Below are 20,122 nucleotides of genomic sequence, written 5' to 3'. Positions count from 1 at the left end.
GGAGCGAGCCTGCTCGCGAAGAGGCCTTCAAACACACTGAAAGGCTAAAAACAGGTTGATAAAAAAGGCCGCGATCCAATGGACCGCGGCCTTTTTTATTGCCTTCGATTCAAGCCTCAGACCGCATCCAGCTCCGGTTCATCCGCTTGTTCGTTGACCGTCGCCTTCACCTGGTCGTGACGACGGATGTACTTCCAGTCCGCCTCGTCGATGTAGATGCCGGCCGGGCCGCTGCCGCCTTCCAGGTCGATGGCGACACTGGCGCAGACCTGCGGCTTCACGCTCGCCAGGATCGGCACGAAGCCCAGTTGCAGGCTGGTTTCCAGCAATGCGGCCTGGTTCTTCTCATCGATGTCCGCCGCCTCGTCGAGGTAGTACGGCAGGCGCACGCGACCGGCCTGGTCACGGTCCATCAAGTGCAGCAACAAGTACATGTTGGTCAGCGCCTTGATGGTCATGGTGGTGCCGTTGGAAGCGGCGCCGTCGATGTCGGTGTGGATCACCGGTTGGCCGTTGACCTTGGTGATCTCGAACGCCAGTTCGAACAGGTCCTTGAGGCCGAGCTGGTTGTGGTTGGCCGCCACCAGACGCGCCAGGTATTCCTTGGCCTCTTCGTTCTTGTTGTCCTGCTCGGCACTTTGGCTCAGGTCGAAGACCGACAGGGTTTCGCCTTCTTCGTACTGACCGGCGCTGTGGATGATCTGGTCGATGTGCTTGAGCGCTTCCTTGTTCGGGGCGAGCACGATGCGGAAGCTTTGCAGGTTGGAGACCTGGCGTTTGTTGATCTCGCGGTTGAACAGCGCCAGTTGGTGTTCGAGGCTGTCGTAGTCGCTGCGGATATTGCGCAGGGTGCGGGCGATGTCCGTCACGGCGGCACGGCGAGCCTTGCCCAGGGTCAGGGCTTCGTCGGTACGGTGCGCATAGGCGTTGATCAGCAGTTGCAGGCGACGCTCCATATCGTCTTCGCTGTCGAACTTGGCCACGCCCTTGAGGCGCACCTGAGCGTACAGCGCTTCGATCTGGCCGTCGGCCCGCAGCAGGCCTTGCCAGCTGTCCTGGTAGTCGTTGAGCAGCGGCAGCAGGTTGTCCATGGAATCGTCGATCGGGTCCATGAACGGTGTGCCGAACGGCAGGTCCGCCGGCAACAACTGGCGACGGCGCAGGGCATCGTCGAGGGTGCGTTGCTTGGCTTCCATATCGCCGATCTGGCGGCCAACCAGTTGCAGCTTGGCCGACAGTTGCTGGACGCGCTCGGTGAAGGCATCGCTCGAACGCTTCAATTCGTCCTGTGCGGCTTCCATCTGCGCCAGCTGTTCCAGCTTGTCGCCTTCCTCGGCGCTCAGGGTTTGCGCGCGACGGAAGTCTTCCAGGGCTTTTTGTGCGTCCAGCACTTGCTGGTACAGCGCTTCGGTCTGGGTTTTGCTCGCGGCGCGGTCGGCGGCCACGGCCTGCTGGGTCTTCAGTTGCTTGAGTTCTTTGTCCAGGCGTTCCTTCTGGTCGCGCAGAGCCGCGCGGTCAGCCAGGGCCTGCAATGCCGGTGGCTCGATGTGCGAGATGTCGATGGACAGGCCCGGCACTTCGAAGCGCTCGCCTTTGAAGCCGTCGAGGATCAGCTCCACGGATTTCACCCAGTCGCCGTTTTCGTCGAGGGTGATGCCGTGTTCGCCTAGCGGCAGGCTGAACAGCGCGCTGTTGAACAGGCGCATCAGGCGTTCGACGTCTTGCTGCGAGAACTCTTCGCGCAGGCGGGCGTAGCTGTTGTTGTCGGCGTGATCGAGTTGCTGCTTGACCGACTTCAGGCGTTTTTCCAGATCGCGCAGACGCTCTTCGAGGTCTTCGGCGCTGAACTGTCGGGACTGCGCCAGCGCACCGGCCAGTTCGTCATGGGCGTCCTTGGCGGCCAGCAGTTGCTGCTCCAGCACCTTGACGTCATCGACCAGGGCAAAGCGATGCTTGAGCACCGACAATTCGCCGAGCCAGCGCTGGATGCCGGTGATTTCCCGCTCCAGACGCATCAATTCCTGGGTACCGCCGCGCTGGTCGTTTTGCAGGGCGTCCTGCTCGTTACGGTAGTGCTCGGCCTGAATGGTCAGCTCTTCCTTGCGCGCACTGGCATAGTCCGACCAGGTGCCGAGCAAGGAGTCGAGCAGCGGCGAGATCCGGTGCAGTTTGCCGCGCAGGATGTCGCGTTGCTTCACGCCGTTGGCCAAGGCTTCGACCAGCGGGCCGGCGGCGACCAGCGAGTTGTAGTCCTGCTCCATGCGTCGTACATCGCGAAACGCTTCTTCGCACGCGGCAATGTAATCGACGCTGCCGGAACGCAGGCTGTGCTCAAAGGCATCGAGGAACAGCTGCTTGAGCTTGGCCGCGGTGATTTCGCGCATGTGCAGCAGGTTGATGAACAGCGCGCGGAAGGTCTTCAGGCTCTGCTCGCTGGTGGAGCGCAGTGGAATCAGCGTCAGGTCCAGCGGGATCGAAGTGTGACCACCGACCAGCAAACGGCGCAGTTCATCCGGCTTGAGCTCGTAGGCTTTCAGGCCTTCGCGCTCAAGGTTGGTGAACAGTTCTTTCTGGCGCAGGCAGGTGTCGTTTTTCTGGTAGTGGGCCAGGTCCAGCTTGCCGGCATAGGCAAAGAACTGGTGACCGAAGCCGCCGCCCGGGCCGCGGCCGACCACACCGATCACGTGGGGGCCGTGGGGCAGGTTAACTTCCACCAGGATGTAACTGGTGTCCGAGGCGAAGTAGAAGCGCCGGGACTGCTCCAGGCTGTACTTGCCGAAGCTCATGTCCGACATGCGCGCCAGGATCGGGAACTGCAAGGCGTTGATCGAGGCGGATTTACCGAGGTTGTTCGCGCCGTAGACCGACAGCGGCTCTTCCAGCGGGAACAGGCCGAGGCTGTAGCCGGCGGTGTTCAAAAGGGCAAAGCGGCGGATGCCGTAACGTTCCTTGCTCATGCGTCGAGCTCCTGTTCTTCGGCGATGGCCCGGGCCAGGGCGTCTTCTTCGCTTTCGTCTGCAAATTCCGCGAGGTCGAGCGGGTCGTCGGTCTGCAGCAGTTTTTCGTCGCTGTCATCGTCGATCAGTACCGGCACCGGCAACGGCAGGACGCTGTGCAGGCTGGCGGCCAGATCGCGGTCCTGCTGCACCGACAGGCACACATCGAGGAAGCGGTGCATCGGCGGCAGGAAACGGTAGATGCCGTTTTCTTCACTGGCGAAACCGAGCTGGGTCATGCGGCGCATGATCTTTTCTTCCAGTTCGTCCTGGGTCTGCACTTCGGCCTGGATGAACAGGTCACGGTACTTTTCCAGCAACGACGGCAGCTCGTCGCGACCAAGGCTGCCGCCATCGAGCACGGAGATCGGGTCGCGGCCCTGGTCGGCCAGGTGCTCGACGAGGATGAAGGTGAACAGCGCAAGTCGCTGCGCGGTCTTGTTCACCGCGGCGGCAGCGAGGTCCGGCACGAAGTAGTAGAAGCCGCGGGTGTCGCAGACCAGTTCAAAGCCCAGGGCCTTGAACAGCGTGCGGTACTGGTCCTGAAAGTTCGACAACTGTGCGTACAGCTCCGGATCGCGGCGGCTGACGTGGTAACCCTTGAACAGCTCGCGAAAGATCGGTGCCAGATGGGACAGTTCGGATAGATCAAGATGCATAAGGAGTGCTCGCAGAATCCTCGGCGGCGGTGTCGCTGACCGAGAGCAGGGCGAAGGAGCGCAGGCTGACCTGGTGCTCGTGAGTATGGTATTGGCGACGTTCCAGACGCTCGCGCTTGAAGCGTTTTTCCCGCGACAGACGCGAGAACCAGTACAGCAATTCGTCGGTGGCGCCGTCCGGTTCCTGCTCCAGCAGCCAGGTCATCAGGTCCGGCATCGGCAGGGCGTCTTCGCAGCGTTCGAGCATTTCCCGAACGGTGCGAGGCGCCCGTGGCGCTTCGCCTTTCTGGGTCTTGTGAGCCTTGGGGAAGCGCGCCGGTTTCGGTTCGAAGCGGGCCAGGGCATAAACGTAGGCTTCGACCTGACTCGCACTGCCGAGGAAGGTGCTTTGCGGACGAGTGAACATCGGCATCGCCGCTTGCGGCACGGCGTCGATGCCTTTGCGGCGGATCATCGACAAGGCCAATGCGGCGCCACGGGTCACGGCATTGTGCCGGCGCGCTTCTTCACGCAGCGGCAACAGCAGCTCGCGGGCGTGACGCAGGGTCAGCTGGGCGCTGGTCTGCATTTCGAGGATGCGCGCGTGGGTGCGCAGCAGCATGTCGTCGTCGACCAGGTGGCCGAGGCGCTGCTGTTCGCTGAGCATCTTCAGCAGGACGGTTTCGACCTTGCGCACGCCTTGTTCGAAGGCGCCGTCGGCGTTCACCAGATCAATCATCGGCTCGACGTATTCGTCCCAGGTCGCCAGCACTTCAGCGTAACGCTGGCGCAACGGAATCTGCCGGTCGCTGGTTTTCGCCCGTTCGGCGACGGCCACCAGTGCCTGTTCGTCGTTATCGAGTTTTTTCAGCACGTCCCGCACGCGCATGTCGAGCAGGCGCAACTGGCGGGCCAGGTCATTGCCGTCGCGGATATCGAACGCGTCCTGGATATAACCGGCCAGACGCTCGAGGTGGCGCAGGTAGGCTTCGATCTCCAGGCACAGGCCCAGGCGGTGTTCACGGCGCAGATAAGCAAGAAAGTCGTGAATCTGCGCATTGAGCTCGAAACGGTTCGGGCTTTTGGCCACGGGAACCAGGATATCGAGGCGAATCCACACATCCAGCAGGCTGGTGATGTCCTGCGGCGTACTGTCGAGTTGCTGGGCGGCCAGTTGCGTGCGCAGTTCGTTCAGGCTCAGTGTGCCTTGGTCGAAGTGCTCGCACAGTGGCTCCAGAAGTGCCCAGTGTTCAGCGAGGGCGCGCAAGACGCGCTTGGGTTCGATCATCGGAATGGCCGGCTGGTTGGCGATTAAAAGCCGCGATTGTACTGCATCGGGGGCAATGCGATTCAATCTCGGGACAGGCTGTCGCCTTCTTTTCGGTAAAGTGCATCGATCAACTGCGGGCGATCTTGAGCGAACGGCGGTAGAATCAGCGCACTTTAGTTATCCACAAGTGGCCGACCTTTGCTTATCGAGTCCCGTCGTCGCGCTTATCTGGCCGCCATGCAGGTGGTCAACTGGCTGCCGCGCACCGAATTGCCCTTTGCCGCGCCGTCGCGGCCCGAGCTGCTGGAGATGCCCGAGCCGGTTGTCGTGGCGCCGGTCGCACCTGTTGCCGTGGCTGAAGCGCCTGTGGCACCGGTGGTCAAGCCGGCCGAGCGGGTGAAGGTCGAGGTGCCGCGGCCATCGCTGGCGAGCACGCGCACCGGTGCCAAACCGGTGGAAGAGGCTGAAGAGGCGCCGGTCGTGGTCAAGGCACCTATCCTGCCGCCGCCGCGTTTCGCCCTGCAATTGCTGCGGGCCGGGCGTTGCCTGCTGCTGGTGGAGTTACCCACAGGTGAATCCTTCCAGACTCGCGATCCTGCCTACCTGCTGCTCAGGGACATGTTGCGTGCAGCGGGTCTGCCGGACAGCCCGCAAATCGTCGGTGAGCCGGTGCGTTGGCCGCTGCTGGTGCGTGGCACGATGGATCAGGGCCCGGAAGCGGCCCGCGACTTCGTGCAAGGTTTTCTCTCGGTGCGCATGGAAGAAACGCCATGCGCCTGCTTGTGGCTGATTGGCCTGCCTGCGGTGCGATTTGCCGGCGAGGCGGATGCCGAGGCGTTCAATCGCGAGTTGCAGATCGAAGGCCTGGGCTTGGCCTGGGCGGTGCCGGGCCTGGAATTATTAATGGAAGAGCCACAGCGTAAGGCTGATGTCTGGCAAGCCATGCGTCGGCTGATGGCGCGCTGGAAAGAATCGAATGAGTGACGCTGTATCGTTTCGCCCGATGACCGAGGCGGATCTGGAAACCGTACTGAAAATCGAATACGCGGCCTATAGCCATCCCTGGACCCGCGGGATTTTCCTCGATGGCCTGGGCAAGTATCAGATCTGGCTGATGTTCGAGGGGCAGCAGCAGGTCGGCCACGGTGTGGTGCAGATCATCCTCGACGAGGCGCACCTGCTGAACATTACGGTCAAGCCGGAAAACCAGGGCCGTGGCCTGGGGCTGACATTGCTTGAGCATTTGATGTCGATCGCCTACAAGGCCGACGCCCGGGAGTGCTTCCTGGAAGTGCGCGACAGCAATACCGCGGCGTTCAAGCTGTATGAGCGATATGGTTTCAACGAGATCGGCCGGCGTCGGGATTACTACCCGGCGGTGGGCGGGCGCGAAGATGCGGTGGTCATGGCCTGCACTTTGGTGGATTGAGCTTAAAAGCTTCGCGAGCAAGCCCGCTCCCACAGAGATTTGTGTCGTGCATAAAACCTGTGGGAGTGAGCCTGCTCCGGGCGGCGATCCGACGATGGCGATCTTTCAGACACCGAAGATCAGCGCTTGCCGTCCATCGGATCGCGCCGCGCGAGTTCCGCCTCATCCAGACCATTGCCACCGCCAATATCGTCCTCATCGACGATGCTCAGGTCCCAATCCGCGCGCTTATCATCGCCCGCCTCATGGGCATCCCGGGCGCCGTCTTCACGGATCAGGGTTTCCGGGCTCAGGTCGTCGTCGGTAGGTTGATCGTCACTGGTCGAAGCACCGGTCAGACCCGCTTCGCGTCCGCGCTGGCGCGGCATCCGTTGCTCGCGCTCCTTTTCCGGCGGATCGTCACCGATTCTGGCGCTGGGTTCTTCGGTGTCGAAATCCAGCTCACGCACCGAGCCCATACGGTCTTCGTTGTCATCGACGGGTTCCGGTTGCACCGCATCGTACGGACGTCGTGAATCATTCATGGCAATTCCTCATACTGTAGGCCTTACTACGGTTGACCCACGTGGCGACCGAGAATTCCACCGGCATGGAGCCCCGTGTGTTACGGATCAGGAGAGCATCTGCATTTCGCGCGTGACCCCGACGGACGGTTGTCAGTCAAAGCTGCGCATCATTCTTGAGGCTTCAAAGCATGAACGAATTACAAGATCTGATTGATAACAACGAGCGTTGGGCCGCTGCGATCAAGGAGGAAGATCCTGACTTCTTCGCCAAGCTGGCTCGCCAACAGACCCCTGAGTTCCTGTGGATCGGTTGTTCCGACGCCCGGGTGCCGGCCAACGAGATCGTCGGCATGTTGCCGGGTGATCTGTTCGTACACCGTAATGTGGCTAACGTCGTGCTGCATACCGACCTCAACTGCCTGTCGGTGATCCAGTACGCGGTCGATGTGCTCAAGGTCAAACACATTCTCGTCACCGGCCATTATGGCTGTGGCGGTGTGCGCGCTTCGATGCAGGATCGTCAGTTCGGCCTGATCGACGGCTGGCTGCGCTCGATTCGCGACCTGTATTACGAAAAGCGCGAAGAACTCGCCAAACTGGCCACCGAAGAAGAGCGGGTCGACCGTCTCTGCGAACTCAACGTGATCCAGCAAGTGGCCAACGTCGGTCACACCAGCATTGTGCAAAACGCCTGGCACCGCGGGCAGAGCCTGTCGATCCACGGCTGCATCTACGGCATCAAGGATGGCCGCTGGAAGAGCCTGAATGCGACCATCAGCGGGTTCGAGCAACTGCCGCCGCAGTACCGCCTGCGTCCGTTCGAACCTCTGTGAGACCCTTCAATACAGACTTCGCCGACGCCACTGTTGCAAAAACAGCTGGCCGTCGGCGTTTGGCAACTCGTCGTAGCCGGTAATCCAGCCACGGCACTCGTATGAGCCGCACTGGCAGGCGAACTGGCGTTGCAGTTTGTCTTCGCTGATGGCGAAGTCCATGGTCAGCCAGTCGCCCTTGCTGATGTCCTTCAGCGTCCATAACCACAACTCGCTCAAGTCGAGAAAGACATTGGGGTCGCAGGAGTGGCGCAACAGTCCGCAGAAGCGCGGGTCGTAGACGTGCACACCCGGGGCGAGTTGCCGGGTATGCCGGCAGCGATAGGGCAGCAAGTGCCCCCGACGCCCGGCAGAGACGAGTGATCCGTGGGAATTCGCGCCGTGCGGCAACAGCCGTGGCTTCGCCCTTGGCGTTTTCAATGATTTCGAAGTCGGCCAGGGAAGGAAATCCCAGACGAACGGGTAGCTCCGAAAAGGGGTAAATACCTTGCGGCGGTTGTGGGCGTTTTCGTTGAGGGGCGTGAGCTTTCATAACGATCCCTGTCTGCTAGGGTGCTGCGACTTCCTTGGCCGACGGTCCTGTCGGCACAGCAGCACATGGGTTCAGCCCAAGCCTCTCGCAGTTGTTACGGGCGGTCTACTGTCATAAGTGACAGATTTGACCGCCGTTCATCGGGCTACAGCGGCGGAGCCGGTTTCGCCGTGGCTGGCGCCGGGGCCTTGAGCTGTTTGAGCTGGGACACGATCGAAGCTGTCGCGCATTTACCCACAGCCTGCTGGGGCGACAGGTTGCGGATCGAGGTGTAGAACAGCTCGCAGGTTTTTTCTTTCTGGGCCACTTGCCAGGTTTGCCTGCAGGTATTGAGCTCAACGTCCGGATTGCTGTCAGGTTGGCGGCCCATGGCGGCCTGCCAGCATGCAGCACTCAAGTCCTGACCCATGACTTTCAGGCCTGCGGCATCGGCCTTGGCCTGGGCGTCACTGCCTGAATAGCTTGCCGGATCGGCGGCATACCAAATGTAACTCGGGTGGTTGGAGCCCAACACGGGGACTTTCACGCCATTGTCCGGGGTGATCTGGACCAGGCTCAACACGTTCACCGTCTGCCCGTATTGCTCTTTGATCCAGTTACGTACCGGCGTGCCGAAGGCGACCATCGGCAGGGCTGCGCCGCTGGCGTTCAGACTGACTTCCTTGACCATGGTGGTCTGGTAATCCTTGAAGTAGCCGTAGACGCCTTCGAGGTCCTTGCCCGCGTTGGACGGCGCGGCAATCGGGGCGATGTCGATGATTGTCTGGTAGCCCGGCGTCTGCTCGGCCGGGATGCCATTGGCAGTCAGCAGCGTGGCCCAACGATCTGTGGTGGCGGACTTCAGGTAATCCTGGGCCTGGGTCAGCGAATAGTCGGGCGGGAAGTGCAGCAGTTCGACACTTTTGCGGTTCTCCAGGGCCATGCCCAGTGGCAGGAACAGATACCAGCTATATGCCCACTTGCCATCGGCATTCAGTTTGCTGGCGCCGTTGTAGGCCAGGTCACCGGCGTCGAGCAGCGCTGCCAAAGGTTTTTCATAACCGTTGGGCACGCCGATGATTTCCGCGTGGAGCTGACCATTGTCGGTTTTGACCAGGACCTTCGCCTCGCCGTAGCCATCGCGCTGCACGCTCTGTGTCAGGTAATGCTCGACGGTTTGCTCGAGCGTCCAGTTGCGAAAGCAGATCACGTTGCAGTTGTTGGGGTAGGCGAAGAGGCGGGTAACGCGTTCGGTAGTGCCCAGCTTCAAATTGACATCGGCGTGGGCGGTGGTGCTCAGGGTGAGGGCTGCGAGGGTGAGTGCCGCGAGTTTGAACATGCTCAGATCCTTTTCAGCGTATAAGACCAGCAGATACTGAAACAGACAGGGCGAAACAAAAAGGGCCGATATCAATACCGGCCCTTTTTTTGGTTACGGCATTACCGGCGGCAAATACGCCAGCGTCGTCCCCAGTGCCCACAACAACACTAGCACCAGCGGCGTGTGCACCAGCAACTGCACGAACGAGAAGCCAATCAGGTCCCGCGCCTTCAATCCCAGCACGCCCAGCAACGGCAGCATGTAGAACGGGTTGATCAGGTTCGGCAAGGCTTCGGCGGCGTTGTAGATCTGTACGGCCCAGCCCAGGTGATAGTTCAGGTCATTGGCCACCTGCATCACGTACGGCGCTTCGATGATCCACTTGCCGCCGCCGGACGGAATGAAGAAGCCAAGGATCGCCGAGTACACGCCCATCAGCAGGGCATAGGTGTCGTGGGAGGCAATGCTGACGAAAAAGGTCGAGATGTGGTGCGCCAGGGTCTGCGCATCGGCGCCTTTGACCGTGGTCATCAGAGCGGCGATCGAGCCATACAGCGGGAACTGGATCAACACACCGGTGGTGGTCGGCACTGCGCGGGACACGGCGTCCAGAAAGCTGCGCGGACGCCAGTGCAGCAGGGCGCCCAGCATGATGAACAGGAAGTTGTAGGTGTTCAGCCCGGAAATCGCGCTGATGGCCGGTTTGGTCGAGAACTCATGGAACAGCCACCCGGCTGCCAGCAACACCAGCAGAATCGTAAGCAGCGGGCTGTGTTCCAGCCATTCGCCGGGGCGAGTGCGTGGTTGCAGCGGTGGCAGGTTGAAACTCGGATCGACACCACAGGCCTTGGCGTCACGTGCCGAGTTCGGGCCTGGCGCGGTGGCATAAGCGATGATCAGCGAGATGACGATCAAGGCCAGCAACATCACGCCGGACTGCCAGAGGAAAATCGTCTGAGTGAACGGAATCACACCGGTGATCGAAAGAATCGATGGCGGCAGGCTGGCCGGGTTGGCCTGCAATTGTGCGGCCGATGACGACAGGCCCAACGCCCACACAGCACCGAGACCCAGGTACGCGGCGGCACCGGCGGCGCGGTAGTCCATTTTCAGATCGGTGCGGCGGGCCAGGGCGCGCACCAGCAATCCGCCGAACACCAGGGACAGGCCCCAATTCAGCAACGACGCGACCATCGAGATCAGCGCGACCCAGGCCACGGCGGAGCGGCCGTTTTTCGGGAGCTTTGCCAGTCGGTCGATCAGTTTCACCGCCGGTGGCGAACTGGCGACCACGTAGCCACCGATCACCACAAAGGCCATTTGCATGGTGAAGGGAATCAGGCTCCAGAAGCCGTCACCGAACGCCATCGCGGCATCGGTGGGCTTGGCACCCATCGCCATGGTGGCCAGGGCCACGATAATCACCGCCAGGGCAGCAAACACCCAGGAGTCGGGAAACCAGCGTTCGGCAAAACTTGAGCAGCGCAGGGCAAAGCGGGCGGAGCGGCTATCTTCGATATCAGCGGCCACGGGGGTACCTCGGATTTTTATGTTTGTCGTGGTCTTCGGGGCAGTAACCGCCCGTCTGGACAGGCGCCAACATTAATTCAAGCCGAGGATTTTTGCGGGGCTGTTTCGTGGCTATAGGACTTTGGTCTAACGGGTTGTCCGCCGGTGCGTTTGCGTAGACCATGGGCGCCTTGGTTTTTGCCTGTGCCAGAGTTCTTTACATGACTGCCAACACCGATTTGCGCCCGATGCCGTTCAGCCGCTCGGACTACAAGACCCTCGGGCTCGCCGCGCTCGGCGGGGCGCTGGAAATCTACGACTTCATTATCTTCGTGTTTTTCGCCCTGACCCTCAGCCAGTTGTTCTTCCCGCCGGAAATGCCCGAGTGGCTGCGCCTTCTGCAAAGTTTCGGGATCTTCGTCACCGGTTACCTGGCGCGACCGCTGGGTGGCATCCTGATGGCGCACTTCGCCGACCGTCTGGGGCGCAAGAAAGTCTTCAGCCTGAGCATCCTGATGATGGCGTTGCCCTGCCTGCTGATCGGGATCATGCCGACCTACGCGCAAATCGGCTATTTCGCACCCTTGCTGCTGCTGGCCTTGCGCATCCTCCAAGGGGCAGCGGTGGGCGGCGAAGTGCCGAGCGCCTGGGTGTTCGTCGCCGAGCACGCGCCGGTCGGTCACCGAGGCTATGCCCTGGGTTTCCTGCAGGCGGGGCTGACCTTCGGCTATCTGATCGGTGCATTGACCGCGACCTTCCTGGCGCAGGCCTTCACCCCGGCGGAAATCCTCGATTACGCCTGGCGTTACCCGTTCCTGCTGGGCGGCGTGTTCGGTGTGATTGGTGTGTGGCTGCGTCGCTGGCTCAGCGAAACCCCGGTGTTCATGGCCATGCAGGCGCAACGCGAAGCGGCCGGCGAACTGCCGCTGCGCACGGTCTTGCGCGAGCATCGCCTGGCCATATTGCCGGCGATGATCCTCACCTGTGTGTTGACCTCGGCGGTGGTGGTGTTCGTGGTCATCACCCCGACCATGATGCAGAAAACCTTTGGCATGACCGCCAGCCGTACCTTCGCCTTGAGCGCACTGGGCATCGTGTTCTTGAACATCGGCTGCGTGCTCGCCGGGCTGCTGGTCGATCGCATCGGCGCCTGGCGCACGGTAATGCTCTATAGCCTGCTGCTGCCGCTGGGCATCGGCGTGCTGTATGCCTGCCTGATCATGGGCGGCGACTGGATCGGCCTGGCCTACGCCGTGGCAGGGTTGGCCTGCGGGGTGGTCGGCGCGGTGCCATCGGTGATGGTCAGCCTGTTCCCGGCGCGGATTCGCGTCTCGGGGATCTCGTTCACCTACAACATTGCCTACGCCGCATGGGCGAGTGTCACACCGCTGCTGTTGATCGGTCTGATGCCATGGAGTCCATGGATCTGCGTGATGTTCAGTGCGGTGATGGGGGCGGTGGGCGTGGGCAGTGGGGCTTATTTCGGTGCACGGATGCCGAGAATCGCAGGCTGTGCTGCGGCTGGCGCGCATTGATTGTGCGCGTCGTAACTATTTTTACAGGGCAAGCCTGAAACACGCTTAAGTAAATGTTTCCAAGGCCGATGGTTAGGCTGCATATCGCTTCTACCCCTGTCCATCGGTGCTTTCCCATGTTCAATAAACGCTTGAAGCAGGAGCTGTCGGCTCTTCGTGAAGAACTCTCCAGCCTCCAGCAGGTGAAGGAAAGCCTGGAAAGCGAGATGCTGGTGCTGACCCTCGACAGCGATGGACGGGTACAGTCGGTCAATCAGAACTTCCTCGGCGAAATGCATTACAAGAGCGGTGACCTGATTGGCCGACACATCGACGACCTCGTTCCGGATCACGTGAAATCCGATGAGTTCCAACTGCGTTTCAAGAGCGCGCTGACCCGTGGCGAGCACTTCGCCGGCGCAGTGCGCCTGTTGCGCGGTACCGGCCAGGAAGCGTGGTTGCGTTCGATCCTGCAACCGGTGCGCTCGGCGGATGGGCGGATCAGGCATTATTCGATCTTCTCCAGCGACCTGACCCGCACCATCGAGGCCTCCCGCGAACACGAGAACCTGATCGGCGCACTGGTGCGCTCCACGGCGGTGATCGAATTCGACCTCAATGGCAATGTGCTCGCCGCCAACGACCGTTTCCTCAGCGGCATGGGTTACAGCCTGGCGCAGATCAAAGGCAAACATCACCGCATGTTCTGCGAGCCGGCGGATTACAACAGTGCCGAGTACCAGAACTTCTGGCGTCGCCTGAACGCGGGCGAATTCGTGGCCAACCGTTTTAAACGGGTCGACAGCCATGGTCGTACGGTCTGGCTGGAGGCGTCCTACAACCCGGTGGTCGATGCCAACAATAATCTCTACAAGGTGGTGAAGTTCGCCACGGTGATTACCGACCAGGTCAATCAGGAACAAGCCGTCGCCGAGGCCGCCAACATTGCCTACAGCACCTCGCAGCAAACCGACCAAAGCGCCCAGCGTGGTAACGCCGTGGTGACCCAGGCCGTGGACGTGATGCGCGATCTGGCCAGGCATATGCAAACCGCCGGCGAAGGCATCGAAGCCCTGAACGAGCAGTCGCTGGTGATCGGTACCATTGTCAAAACCATCAGCGGCATTGCCGAGCAGACCAACTTGCTGGCGCTCAACGCGGCCATCGAAGCGGCGCGTGCGGGCGAGCAGGGGCGGGGGTTCGCCGTGGTGGCGGATGAGGTTCGGCAACTGGCTTCGCGCACCAGCCAGGCCACCGACGAAATCGTCCTCGTGGTGCGGCAGAACCAGGACATGGCGCGCAACGCCGTGGCCCTGATGACCGACGGCAAGCTTCAGGCCGAGCAAGGCCTGGCGCTGGCGGCGGAAGCGGGGACGGTGATTGTCGAGATTCAGGACGGCGCGCAGAAAGTGGTCAATGCGGTGGGGCAGTTTGCCAATCAGTTGGTGAGTTGAGCCCCGCGTTCTGACCGCCGAATGAAAAGATCGCCATTAGCGATCTTTTCATTTCAGCGTGTTTTATCCCGTTACAATCGGCTCTTTGCCCTAGGAGCAGACATCCATGAACGCTTCCCACCGCCGTCCGGTTCCCTTGTCCAAGGCCTATCGTCTGCTCAATCATGGCCCGACGGTGCTGGTCAGCGCCGCCCACGATGGCCGGCGCAATATCATGGCGGCAGCCTGGGCCATGCCGCTGGATTTCGAACCACCGAAAATTGCCGTGGTGCTGGACAAGTCCACCTGGACTCGCCAGTTGCTGGAGGCCTCGGGCACTTTTGTGCTGAACGTCCCATGCGCTGCCCAGGCCGACATTGTGCAGACCGTCGGTTCGACCTCCGGCCTGGAATTGACCCAGGGCCAGGGGCGCGACAAGTTTGAGACCTACGACCTGCAGACGTTCACCGGCGAGTCGGTTGATGCGCCGATGCTCGAAGGCTGCGTGGCCTGGCTGGAATGTCGCCTGCTGCCGGAGCCGAACAACCATCAGCAGTACGATCTGTTCCTGGCCGAAGTGATTGCCGCCCAGGCTGACGAACGTGTGTTCAGCGAAGGCCGCTGGCACTTCGAAGGGCAAGATGCCCTGCGCACCTTGCACCACGTGGCGGGCGGGCACTTCCTGACCATTGGCGAGCCGGTGGACGGCAAGACCTTGCAGGCTTGAGTCGGTCAGCGATCAAATCCACACATCATTCTCGGCCGTGCGCTCACCACCTTCGCTGCCGGTATTGAGCACGCCCTTGGGTTCGATCAGCAGGAGTTTTACCTCCTGCTCGGCACAGGGCTTGTGCTCGACGCCTTTGGGCACCACGTACATTTCCCCGGCGTTCACCAGCACGTGGCCATCGCGAAAGTCGATGCGCAACTGGCCTTCGAGCACGATGAAGGTTTCGTCGGTATCGAGATGGTCGTGCCAGATGAAATCCCCCAGCAGCTTCACCACCTTGAACTGGTAGTCGTTCATTTCGGCGATGACCCGGGGTGACCAGTGGGAATCGATCCGGCTGATTTTTTCAGCGAAGTTCAGGCTTTCGTAAGCGTTCATGTAACAGCTCTCGCGGTGGTTGGTGAACCCACGATAGCCAGCGACTCAACGCGCTTCTTGTACGATTGTGCGTGGCTCAACGGCGCTGCATGTTCATCCAGCGGGCCGGTGACAGGCCGTAGGTCTTGCTGAATTGCCGGGTCATGTGGCTCTGGTCGGTGAAGCCTGCGATCAGCGCGGCGCTAACCAGGCTCTGACCCTGGATCAGCAGCGCACGGACCATATCCAGGCGCCGCATGGTCAGGTAGCGGTAGGGGCTGGTGCCGAACAACAGGCGAAAATCCCGGGACAGGCTCCAGCGGTCCCGGCCACTGTGCTGCGCCAGTTCATCCAGGGTCACCGTGCGATCGAGGGCGCTGTGGATGTATTCCCGGGCGCGCTGTGCAGCGACATAGTCGAACCCCGAACGTTTGGTCGGCACACCGGAAACCGTGCTCAAGGCTTGTGCCAGATCGAACAGCGCGTCCTGTTCTTCCAGTGGGTCGAGCGGGCAATCCAGGCTGCGCAGCAGCGCTCCCGTCGCGGCGAACAGGCGTGGGTCGTTCGACAGCCCGGTCTTGATGAACGGCAGCGCTTGCCCACCGAGCATCTGCTGGATCAGCGCCGGTTCGATGTACATCATCCGGTACTGGAAACCGGACTCGGTGCCGGCCTCGCCATCGTGGGCTTCGTCCGGGTGCAGCACGATCGTTGCGCCCGGCAGGCTGTGACGCCAGCCGCCGCGATACTGAAAGCTCTGCACCCCGGCCAGGGTGTGGCCGATGGCATAGGTGTCGTGGCGGTGAAGGTCGTAGCCATGACCGGCAAAAAACGCCTCGAAACGCTGCAGCCCGCCGACATCGGGCGCGCGAAGGAACCAGTCATTACGAGGCGGAGGCTTGGCCATGGTGATGATCGTCTTGAGCTTGATGCGCAACACGGTAACCCACCCGGCGGTTCGCTGTCTTCTGATCGGAAGGCGGCTTGTCCGCTAGAAAACCAAGGGCAAATACTGCACTGTGGGGCGCATTCGCTACAGGTTGTTTTTTATTTGTCAGGATGAGGCCAGGTCATGAGCAAGTTGCGCGTGGGGATCATTTTCGGGGGCCGTTCGGCCGAGCATGAGGTGTCGTTGCAGTCGGCGAAAAACATCGTCGATGCGCTGGATCGTTCACGCTTCGAGCCGGTGCTGATCGGCATCGACAAACAAGGCCACTGGCACCTCAACGACCCTTCCAACTATTTGCTGAACCAGGAAAACCCGGCGCTGATCGCCCTCAATCAGTCCAATCGCGAACTGGCCGTGGTGCCGGGCAAGGCCAGCCAGCAACTGGTGGAAACCTCCAGTCAGGAAATGCTCGGTCACGTCGATGTGATCTTCCCGATTGTCCACGGCACCCTCGGTGAAGACGGTTGCCTGCAAGGCTTGCTGCGCATGGCCGATCTGCCGTTTGTCGGCTCCGATGTGCTCGGCTCGGCCGTGTGCATGGACAAGGACATCAGCAAGCGCCTGCTGCGTGATGCCGGCCTGGCCGTGACGCCGTTCGTGACATTGACCCGCGCCACGGCGGCGCGCACCGGGTTTGCCGAGGCGCAGGGCAAGTTGGGTTTGCCGCTGTTCGTCAAACCGGCGAATCAGGGATCATCCGTGGGCGTGAGCAAGGTCACCGACGAGGCTGAGTACATTGCTGCGGTGGAGCTGGCCTTGAGTTTCGATACCAAGGTGTTGATCGAATCCGCCGTCAGCGGCCGTGAGATTGAATGCGCGGTGCTCGGCAATGAAGACGCCATCGCCAGTGGCTGCGGTGAGATCGTGGTGCGCAGCGGGTTCTATTCCTACGACAGCAAGTACATCGACGACACGGCTGCTGAAGTGGTGGTGCCAGCCAATATCAGCGTCGAGGCCAGCGAGCGCATTCGCGCCCTGGCCGTCGAAGCGTTCCAGGTACTGGGCTGCTCCGGGCTGGCCCGCGTCGACGTGTTCCTGACCGACAGCGGCGAAGTGCTGATCAACGAAATCAACTCGCTGCCCGGCTTCACCCGTATCAGCATGTACCCGAAACTGTGGCAGGCCACCGGTATGACCTACAGCGAACTGGTGACGCGACTGATCGAGCTGGCGCTGGAAAAGCACCAGGTTCGGCAGGGGTTGAAAATCAGTCGATAAGCGGAGTTCTGCATCGTCCGTTTTATCGGTGGGTATGATTGCAAGAGCCGACCCTGATCAAGCGTGCTTGACCGGTTTGATCAGGCTCTGGGCGGGTATCCCGAACAGTTCGTGCAGTTTCCAGATCATCGGAAGCGTCAACGCTCGCTTGCCATTGAGTACTTCATAAACACGATTTGTGCGGCCGATGGCAGGTGCAAGATCGGCGGCGGACAACCCGGACTGCTCCATTCTGAATTTGATCGCATCGATAGGATTGGGTAAGTCGACCGGGAAGTGCTTCGACTCATACGATTCGATCAGCGTAATCATGATGTCAAAGTAATCTCCCTCGGGAGTGCCAATTTCTGGTTCATTCTCAAACAGTGCAGAGACGCTCTTGAGAGCGGCGCGGCAATCCTCTTCGGTGTGAATTGGATGAATGTTCATGGGTTACTCCATTTCGACGTTATCAGCGTCGACCGTGTCGTACTGCTTGTGAGTGCCGACAAATTTTATGTACACGGCGCCAAAGCGATAAGCCACGGCGACTATCAGCCTGAAGTCGTTACCCTTGATGTTGAACACGACTCTGCGGCTTTTGAGAATGCTGGCTGTAGCGAAGTGCAGCTTTATGTCGGCAGGCGTTTTCCAGGCTGCATTTCTTACCTCGTCAATCCAGGCCAACAAGGGTTGTTCTGAGCTCGGGTATCTCTCCCAAAATTGCTTCAGCTGATTGATGGCGATGATTCTCATGGCATGATCCTAGTCCCATCGTGGGACTGATGCAAGTCTGTGGAGGCGCGGAAACTCTAACCAGGACGCAAATATTTGTGGGTAGGAAAAAGCAGCGGGATCGAGGCGACCTGGACTCTTTACCAATAAAAAGGGCCTACCCACCGGTAAGCCCTTTCTCATCCCCGCGTACGACTCAATCCCCCAACGCTTGCCCTTCACGCCGAGGATCGGCCCCGCCTGTCAGCGACGCTTTGCCTCGGGCGTCCTTGACCCGAACAATCGCCTGGGTCCCGCTGGTCATGTCGATTTCGCTCACGCTGTGCCCTTTGTCTTTCAGCGCCTGGATCAGCGTCGGGCTGAACTGTCCCTGTTCCAGTTCGGTCGGGCCGTTGCGGCTGCCGAAGTTGGGCAGGTTGATGGCGGCCTGGGCATCGAGGTTCCAGTCGAGCAGGCCGATGCTGGATTTGGCCACGTATTCGATGATTTGCGAGCCGCCGGGGGAGCCGACGGTGGCAAGGAATTCGCCGCTCTGGCGGTCGAAGATCAGGGTAGGGACCATGGAGGAGCGCGGGCGTTTGCCGGGCTCGACGCGGTTGGCGACTTTTTGCCCGTTTTCCTCGGGGATGAACGAGAAGTCGGTCATCTCGTTGTTGAGCATGAAACCCTGAACCATGATGTGCGAGCCGAACGCCGATTCGATGGTGGTGGTCATCGACACGGCGCCGCCGGCGTCATCGACGGCCACCACTTGCGAGGTGGAAATCCGCAGCGGCGAACGGTCCGGCGCGTAGGCCACCTGAATGCCCGGTGGAGTGCCGGGTTTGGCCGTGCCCATGCTGCGTTCACCGATCAGGGCGGCGCGACTGGCGAGGTAGGCCGGGTCGACCAGGCCCTTTACCGGCACGGGCACGAAGTCTGTATCAGCGACGTACTGAGCGCGGTCGGCGTAGGCCAGGCGTTCGGCTTCAGAGATCAGGTGCACAGCTTGCGGATCGGGCTCGATGCCGGCAGGAGTTGTGGTCTTGACCGGTTTGAGCGGTGCCAGCGCCAGGCGCTTATCGCGAGCCTCCAGGGCTTGCAGCGTGCCGAGGATCTGCGCCACGGCGATCCCGCCCGACGACGGTGGTGGCATGCCGCAGACTTGCCAGCGCTTGTAATCGGTACACAGCGGCGCGCGTTCCTTGGCCTGATAGTGGGCGAGGTCGCTCACGGACAGGTTGCCGGGGTTGGCGTGACCCTGCACCCTGGCGGCGATTTCCTCGGCGACCGGGCCTTTGTACAGGGCATCGGCACCTTCGTGGGCGATGCGTTTGAACACGGCCGCCAGCGCCGGGTTCTTCAGGTTCGTGCCGGCGGCTTTGGGGCTGCCATCGGCATTACGGAAGTAGGCCATCATTTCCGGCGAGCGCGGCATGGACGAATCCGCAGCGATCAACTGGTGCAGGCGTGGCGAAATGGCGAAGCCTTTTTCGGCGAGCCGGATGGCTGGTTCAAACAGTTGTGCCCAAGGCAGGCGTCCATGTTTTTCATGGGCCAACTCCAGGGCGCGCAGTACGCCCGGCGTACCCACCGAGCGACCGCCGATTTGCGCCTGGTTGAAGCCCATGGGTTGCCCGTTGGCTTGCAGGAATAGTTTCTCGGTGGCACCGGCCGGAGCAGTTTCACGCCCGTCGTAGGTGCGCACGGCCTTGCCATCCCAGAGTACGATCAATGCGCCGCCACCGATGCCCGAAGACTGTGGCTCGACCAGCGTCAACACCGCTTGCATCGCAATTGCCGCGTCGATGGCCGAGCCGCCCCGGCGCAGCATCTCCCGCCCGGCTTCGGCCGCCAGCGGGTTGGCCGCCGCGGCCATGTATTTCTCGGCGTGTTGGGTTTTCAGGTCGGTGCGAAAGCCCGAAGCGCTTTCCGGTGCGAGCGGCAGCGTCGGCACCGAGGCGTTGTTGCACGCAGCCAGGGTCAAGGCACTGGCGAGCAGAACCAGGGCTGGCAGGCGATAGCGGCGCAAAGAGAAGGTTGAGAACACGCGGTGTACTCCATCCGTTGGATCTACGATCAGTGGACTTTATCGGCCGACCGGGAGGGACGCAAACCGGGTCCTGCGGCACCGATGTTTTTGTCCTTCATCAATGGCGGGATTTTCTGTAGGGTCGTTGCCATCCGGCAAGCCAGAAAATCAACAAGAGGCAGA

Annotated in this window: 18 protein-coding genes and 2 pseudogenes; 8 read left to right on the top strand and 12 right to left on the bottom strand. The window is 61.2% G+C overall.

Annotated features, from left to right (window positions below; all coding sequences use genetic code 11):
- Positions 1 to 116 precede the first annotated feature (116 nt).
- Genes mksF through mksB form a run of 3 tightly spaced genes read right to left on the bottom strand, consistent with a single transcriptional unit; the run spans position 117 to position 4,922 of the window.
- Positions 117 to 2,957 carry an Mks condensin complex protein MksF gene (gene mksF / locus AC3IX1_RS24240; protein ID WP_489386097.1) on the bottom strand — a complete coding sequence of 947 codons (2,841 nt, stop codon included), beginning with the start codon at positions 2,955 to 2,957 and terminating at the stop codon, positions 117 to 119.
- A complete protein-coding gene (gene mksE / locus AC3IX1_RS24235; RefSeq protein ID WP_489386096.1) occupies positions 2,954 to 3,655 on the bottom strand; it encodes an Mks condensin complex protein MksE in 702 nt (233 codons plus the stop codon). Before mksE ends, mksF begins: the two co-directional genes overlap by 4 nt.
- Positions 3,645 to 4,922, bottom strand: a complete 1,278-nt coding sequence (gene mksB / locus AC3IX1_RS24230) for an Mks condensin complex protein MksB (RefSeq protein WP_489317240.1) — start codon at positions 4,920 to 4,922, stop codon at positions 3,645 to 3,647. Before mksB ends, mksE begins: the two co-directional genes overlap by 11 nt.
- Positions 4,923 to 5,141: 219 nt before the next feature.
- Here mksB and AC3IX1_RS24225 point away from each other — a divergent pair, with 219 nt between their 5' ends.
- Entirely contained in the window at positions 5,142 to 5,888 is a 747-nt protein-coding gene (locus AC3IX1_RS24225) for an energy transducer TonB (protein ID WP_489388784.1), read from the top strand.
- On the top strand, positions 5,881 to 6,333 hold the full coding sequence (rimI, locus tag AC3IX1_RS24220) for a ribosomal protein S18-alanine N-acetyltransferase (protein ID WP_007978046.1): 453 nt from the start codon (positions 5,881 to 5,883) through the stop codon (positions 6,331 to 6,333). Before AC3IX1_RS24225 ends, rimI begins: the two co-directional genes overlap by 8 nt.
- Positions 6,334 to 6,452: 119 nt before the next feature.
- Here rimI and AC3IX1_RS24215 read toward each other — a convergent pair whose 3' ends face one another.
- Positions 6,453 to 6,857 (bottom strand): serine kinase/phosphatase, encoded by a 405-nt coding sequence (locus AC3IX1_RS24215; RefSeq protein ID WP_489386095.1) that lies wholly within the window; start codon positions 6,855 to 6,857, stop codon positions 6,453 to 6,455.
- Between the two features lie 170 nt (positions 6,858 to 7,027).
- Here AC3IX1_RS24215 and can point away from each other — a divergent pair, with 170 nt between their 5' ends.
- The gene (gene can / locus AC3IX1_RS24210) at positions 7,028 to 7,672 is read left to right on the top strand and encodes a carbonate dehydratase (RefSeq protein WP_007978048.1); all 645 of its coding nucleotides are present in this window, start codon (positions 7,028 to 7,030) and stop codon (positions 7,670 to 7,672) included.
- A gap of 6 nt (positions 7,673 to 7,678) precedes the next feature.
- Here the strand turns inward: can and AC3IX1_RS24205 are convergent.
- The 3 genes and pseudogenes from AC3IX1_RS24205 to AC3IX1_RS24195 all read right to left on the bottom strand — a co-directional run bounded on the left by AC3IX1_RS24205 (position 7,679) and on the right by AC3IX1_RS24195 (position 11,034).
- Positions 7,679 to 8,204, bottom strand: a pseudogene (locus AC3IX1_RS24205) (SET domain-containing protein).
- Between the two features lie 145 nt (positions 8,205 to 8,349).
- Positions 8,350 to 9,522, bottom strand: a complete 1,173-nt coding sequence (locus AC3IX1_RS24200; RefSeq protein ID WP_489386094.1) for a hypothetical protein — start codon at positions 9,520 to 9,522, stop codon at positions 8,350 to 8,352.
- A 93-nt stretch (positions 9,523 to 9,615) separates the two neighbouring features.
- The gene (locus AC3IX1_RS24195; RefSeq protein ID WP_489386093.1) at positions 9,616 to 11,034 is read right to left on the bottom strand and encodes a short-chain fatty acid transporter; all 1,419 of its coding nucleotides are present in this window, start codon (positions 11,032 to 11,034) and stop codon (positions 9,616 to 9,618) included.
- 200 nt (positions 11,035 to 11,234) lie between these two features.
- Between AC3IX1_RS24195 and AC3IX1_RS24190 the strand changes: the two genes are divergently transcribed.
- The 4 genes and pseudogenes from AC3IX1_RS24190 to AC3IX1_RS24175 all read left to right on the top strand — a co-directional run bounded on the left by AC3IX1_RS24190 (position 11,235) and on the right by AC3IX1_RS24175 (position 14,687).
- Complete coding sequence (locus tag AC3IX1_RS24190; RefSeq protein WP_489386092.1) at positions 11,235 to 12,548, top strand: MFS transporter; 1,314 nt, start codon at positions 11,235 to 11,237, stop codon at positions 12,546 to 12,548.
- A gap of 53 nt (positions 12,549 to 12,601) precedes the next feature.
- A pseudogene (locus AC3IX1_RS24185) lies at positions 12,602 to 13,441 on the top strand (PAS domain-containing protein); the annotation flags it as partial.
- Entirely contained in the window at positions 13,421 to 13,981 is a 561-nt protein-coding gene (locus tag AC3IX1_RS24180; protein WP_489388783.1) for a methyl-accepting chemotaxis protein, read from the top strand. The pseudogene AC3IX1_RS24185 and the gene AC3IX1_RS24180, both read left to right, overlap by 21 nt.
- Positions 13,982 to 14,087: 106 nt before the next feature.
- A complete protein-coding gene (locus tag AC3IX1_RS24175) occupies positions 14,088 to 14,687 on the top strand; it encodes a flavin reductase family protein (protein WP_489386091.1) in 600 nt (199 codons plus the stop codon).
- A 12-nt stretch (positions 14,688 to 14,699) separates the two neighbouring features.
- Here AC3IX1_RS24175 and AC3IX1_RS24170 read toward each other — a convergent pair whose 3' ends face one another.
- Together AC3IX1_RS24170 and AC3IX1_RS24165 are read right to left on the bottom strand one after the other, a co-directional pair.
- Positions 14,700 to 15,068, bottom strand: coding sequence for a cupin domain-containing protein (locus AC3IX1_RS24170; protein ID WP_489386090.1), 369 nt, complete (start codon positions 15,066 to 15,068; stop codon positions 14,700 to 14,702).
- Between the two features lie 76 nt (positions 15,069 to 15,144).
- The gene (locus tag AC3IX1_RS24165; RefSeq protein ID WP_489388782.1) at positions 15,145 to 15,954 is read right to left on the bottom strand and encodes an AraC family transcriptional regulator; all 810 of its coding nucleotides are present in this window, start codon (positions 15,952 to 15,954) and stop codon (positions 15,145 to 15,147) included.
- A 165-nt stretch (positions 15,955 to 16,119) separates the two neighbouring features.
- On the opposite strand from AC3IX1_RS24165, the gene ddlA reads away from it, so the two are divergent.
- Entirely contained in the window at positions 16,120 to 17,214 is a 1,095-nt protein-coding gene (ddlA, locus tag AC3IX1_RS24160; RefSeq protein ID WP_489386089.1) for a D-alanine--D-alanine ligase, read from the top strand.
- Positions 17,215 to 17,271: 57 nt separating this feature from the next.
- Here ddlA and AC3IX1_RS24155 read toward each other — a convergent pair whose 3' ends face one another.
- The 3 genes from AC3IX1_RS24155 to ggt form a co-directional block, all read right to left on the bottom strand.
- Complete coding sequence (locus AC3IX1_RS24155) at positions 17,272 to 17,643, bottom strand: helix-turn-helix domain-containing protein (protein WP_489386088.1); 372 nt, start codon at positions 17,641 to 17,643, stop codon at positions 17,272 to 17,274.
- Positions 17,644 to 17,646: 3 nt separating this feature from the next.
- Positions 17,647 to 17,949, bottom strand: coding sequence for a type II toxin-antitoxin system HigB family toxin (locus tag AC3IX1_RS24150; protein ID WP_489386087.1), 303 nt, complete (start codon positions 17,947 to 17,949; stop codon positions 17,647 to 17,649).
- 175 nt (positions 17,950 to 18,124) lie between these two features.
- On the bottom strand, positions 18,125 to 19,957 hold the full coding sequence (ggt, locus tag AC3IX1_RS24145) for a gamma-glutamyltransferase (RefSeq protein WP_489386086.1): 1,833 nt from the start codon (positions 19,955 to 19,957) through the stop codon (positions 18,125 to 18,127).
- Positions 19,958 to 20,122 lie beyond the last annotated feature (165 nt).

Source organism: Pseudomonas sp. KH_046_2 (assembly GCF_057838985.1).
The sequence above is the reverse complement of the archived record's forward strand: the minus strand, read 5'-3'. Positions and strand labels throughout refer to the sequence as shown.

What these genes read in the sequence shown, in the direction of transcription:
- rimI (WP_007978046.1), top strand. Translation starts at nt 5,881, where the DNA reads ATGAGTGACGCTGTATCGTTTCGCCCGATGACCGAGGCGGATCTGGAA.
- AC3IX1_RS24155 (WP_489386088.1), bottom strand. Translation starts at nt 17,643, where the DNA reads ATGAACATTCATCCAATTCACACCGAAGAGGATTGCCGCGCCGCTCTC.
- AC3IX1_RS24175 (WP_489386091.1), top strand. Translation starts at nt 14,088, where the DNA reads ATGAACGCTTCCCACCGCCGTCCGGTTCCCTTGTCCAAGGCCTATCGT.
- AC3IX1_RS24225 (WP_489388784.1), top strand. Translation starts at nt 5,142, where the DNA reads ATGCAGGTGGTCAACTGGCTGCCGCGCACCGAATTGCCCTTTGCCGCG.
- AC3IX1_RS24200 (WP_489386094.1), bottom strand. Translation starts at nt 9,522, where the DNA reads ATGTTCAAACTCGCGGCACTCACCCTCGCAGCCCTCACCCTGAGCACC.
- AC3IX1_RS24215 (WP_489386095.1), bottom strand. Translation starts at nt 6,857, where the DNA reads ATGAATGATTCACGACGTCCGTACGATGCGGTGCAACCGGAACCCGTC.
- AC3IX1_RS24165 (WP_489388782.1), bottom strand. Translation starts at nt 15,954, where the DNA reads ATGGCCAAGCCTCCGCCTCGTAATGACTGGTTCCTTCGCGCGCCCGAT.
- mksE (WP_489386096.1), bottom strand. Translation starts at nt 3,655, where the DNA reads ATGCATCTTGATCTATCCGAACTGTCCCATCTGGCACCGATCTTTCGC.
- mksF (WP_489386097.1), bottom strand. Translation starts at nt 2,957, where the DNA reads ATGAGCAAGGAACGTTACGGCATCCGCCGCTTTGCCCTTTTGAACACC.
- AC3IX1_RS24190 (WP_489386092.1), top strand. Translation starts at nt 11,235, where the DNA reads ATGACTGCCAACACCGATTTGCGCCCGATGCCGTTCAGCCGCTCGGAC.
- AC3IX1_RS24170 (WP_489386090.1), bottom strand. Translation starts at nt 15,068, where the DNA reads ATGAACGCTTACGAAAGCCTGAACTTCGCTGAAAAAATCAGCCGGATC.
- mksB (WP_489317240.1), bottom strand. Translation starts at nt 4,922, where the DNA reads ATGATCGAACCCAAGCGCGTCTTGCGCGCCCTCGCTGAACACTGGGCA.
- can (WP_007978048.1), top strand. Translation starts at nt 7,028, where the DNA reads ATGAACGAATTACAAGATCTGATTGATAACAACGAGCGTTGGGCCGCT.
- AC3IX1_RS24150 (WP_489386087.1), bottom strand. Translation starts at nt 17,949, where the DNA reads ATGAGAATCATCGCCATCAATCAGCTGAAGCAATTTTGGGAGAGATAC.
- ddlA (WP_489386089.1), top strand. Translation starts at nt 16,120, where the DNA reads ATGAGCAAGTTGCGCGTGGGGATCATTTTCGGGGGCCGTTCGGCCGAG.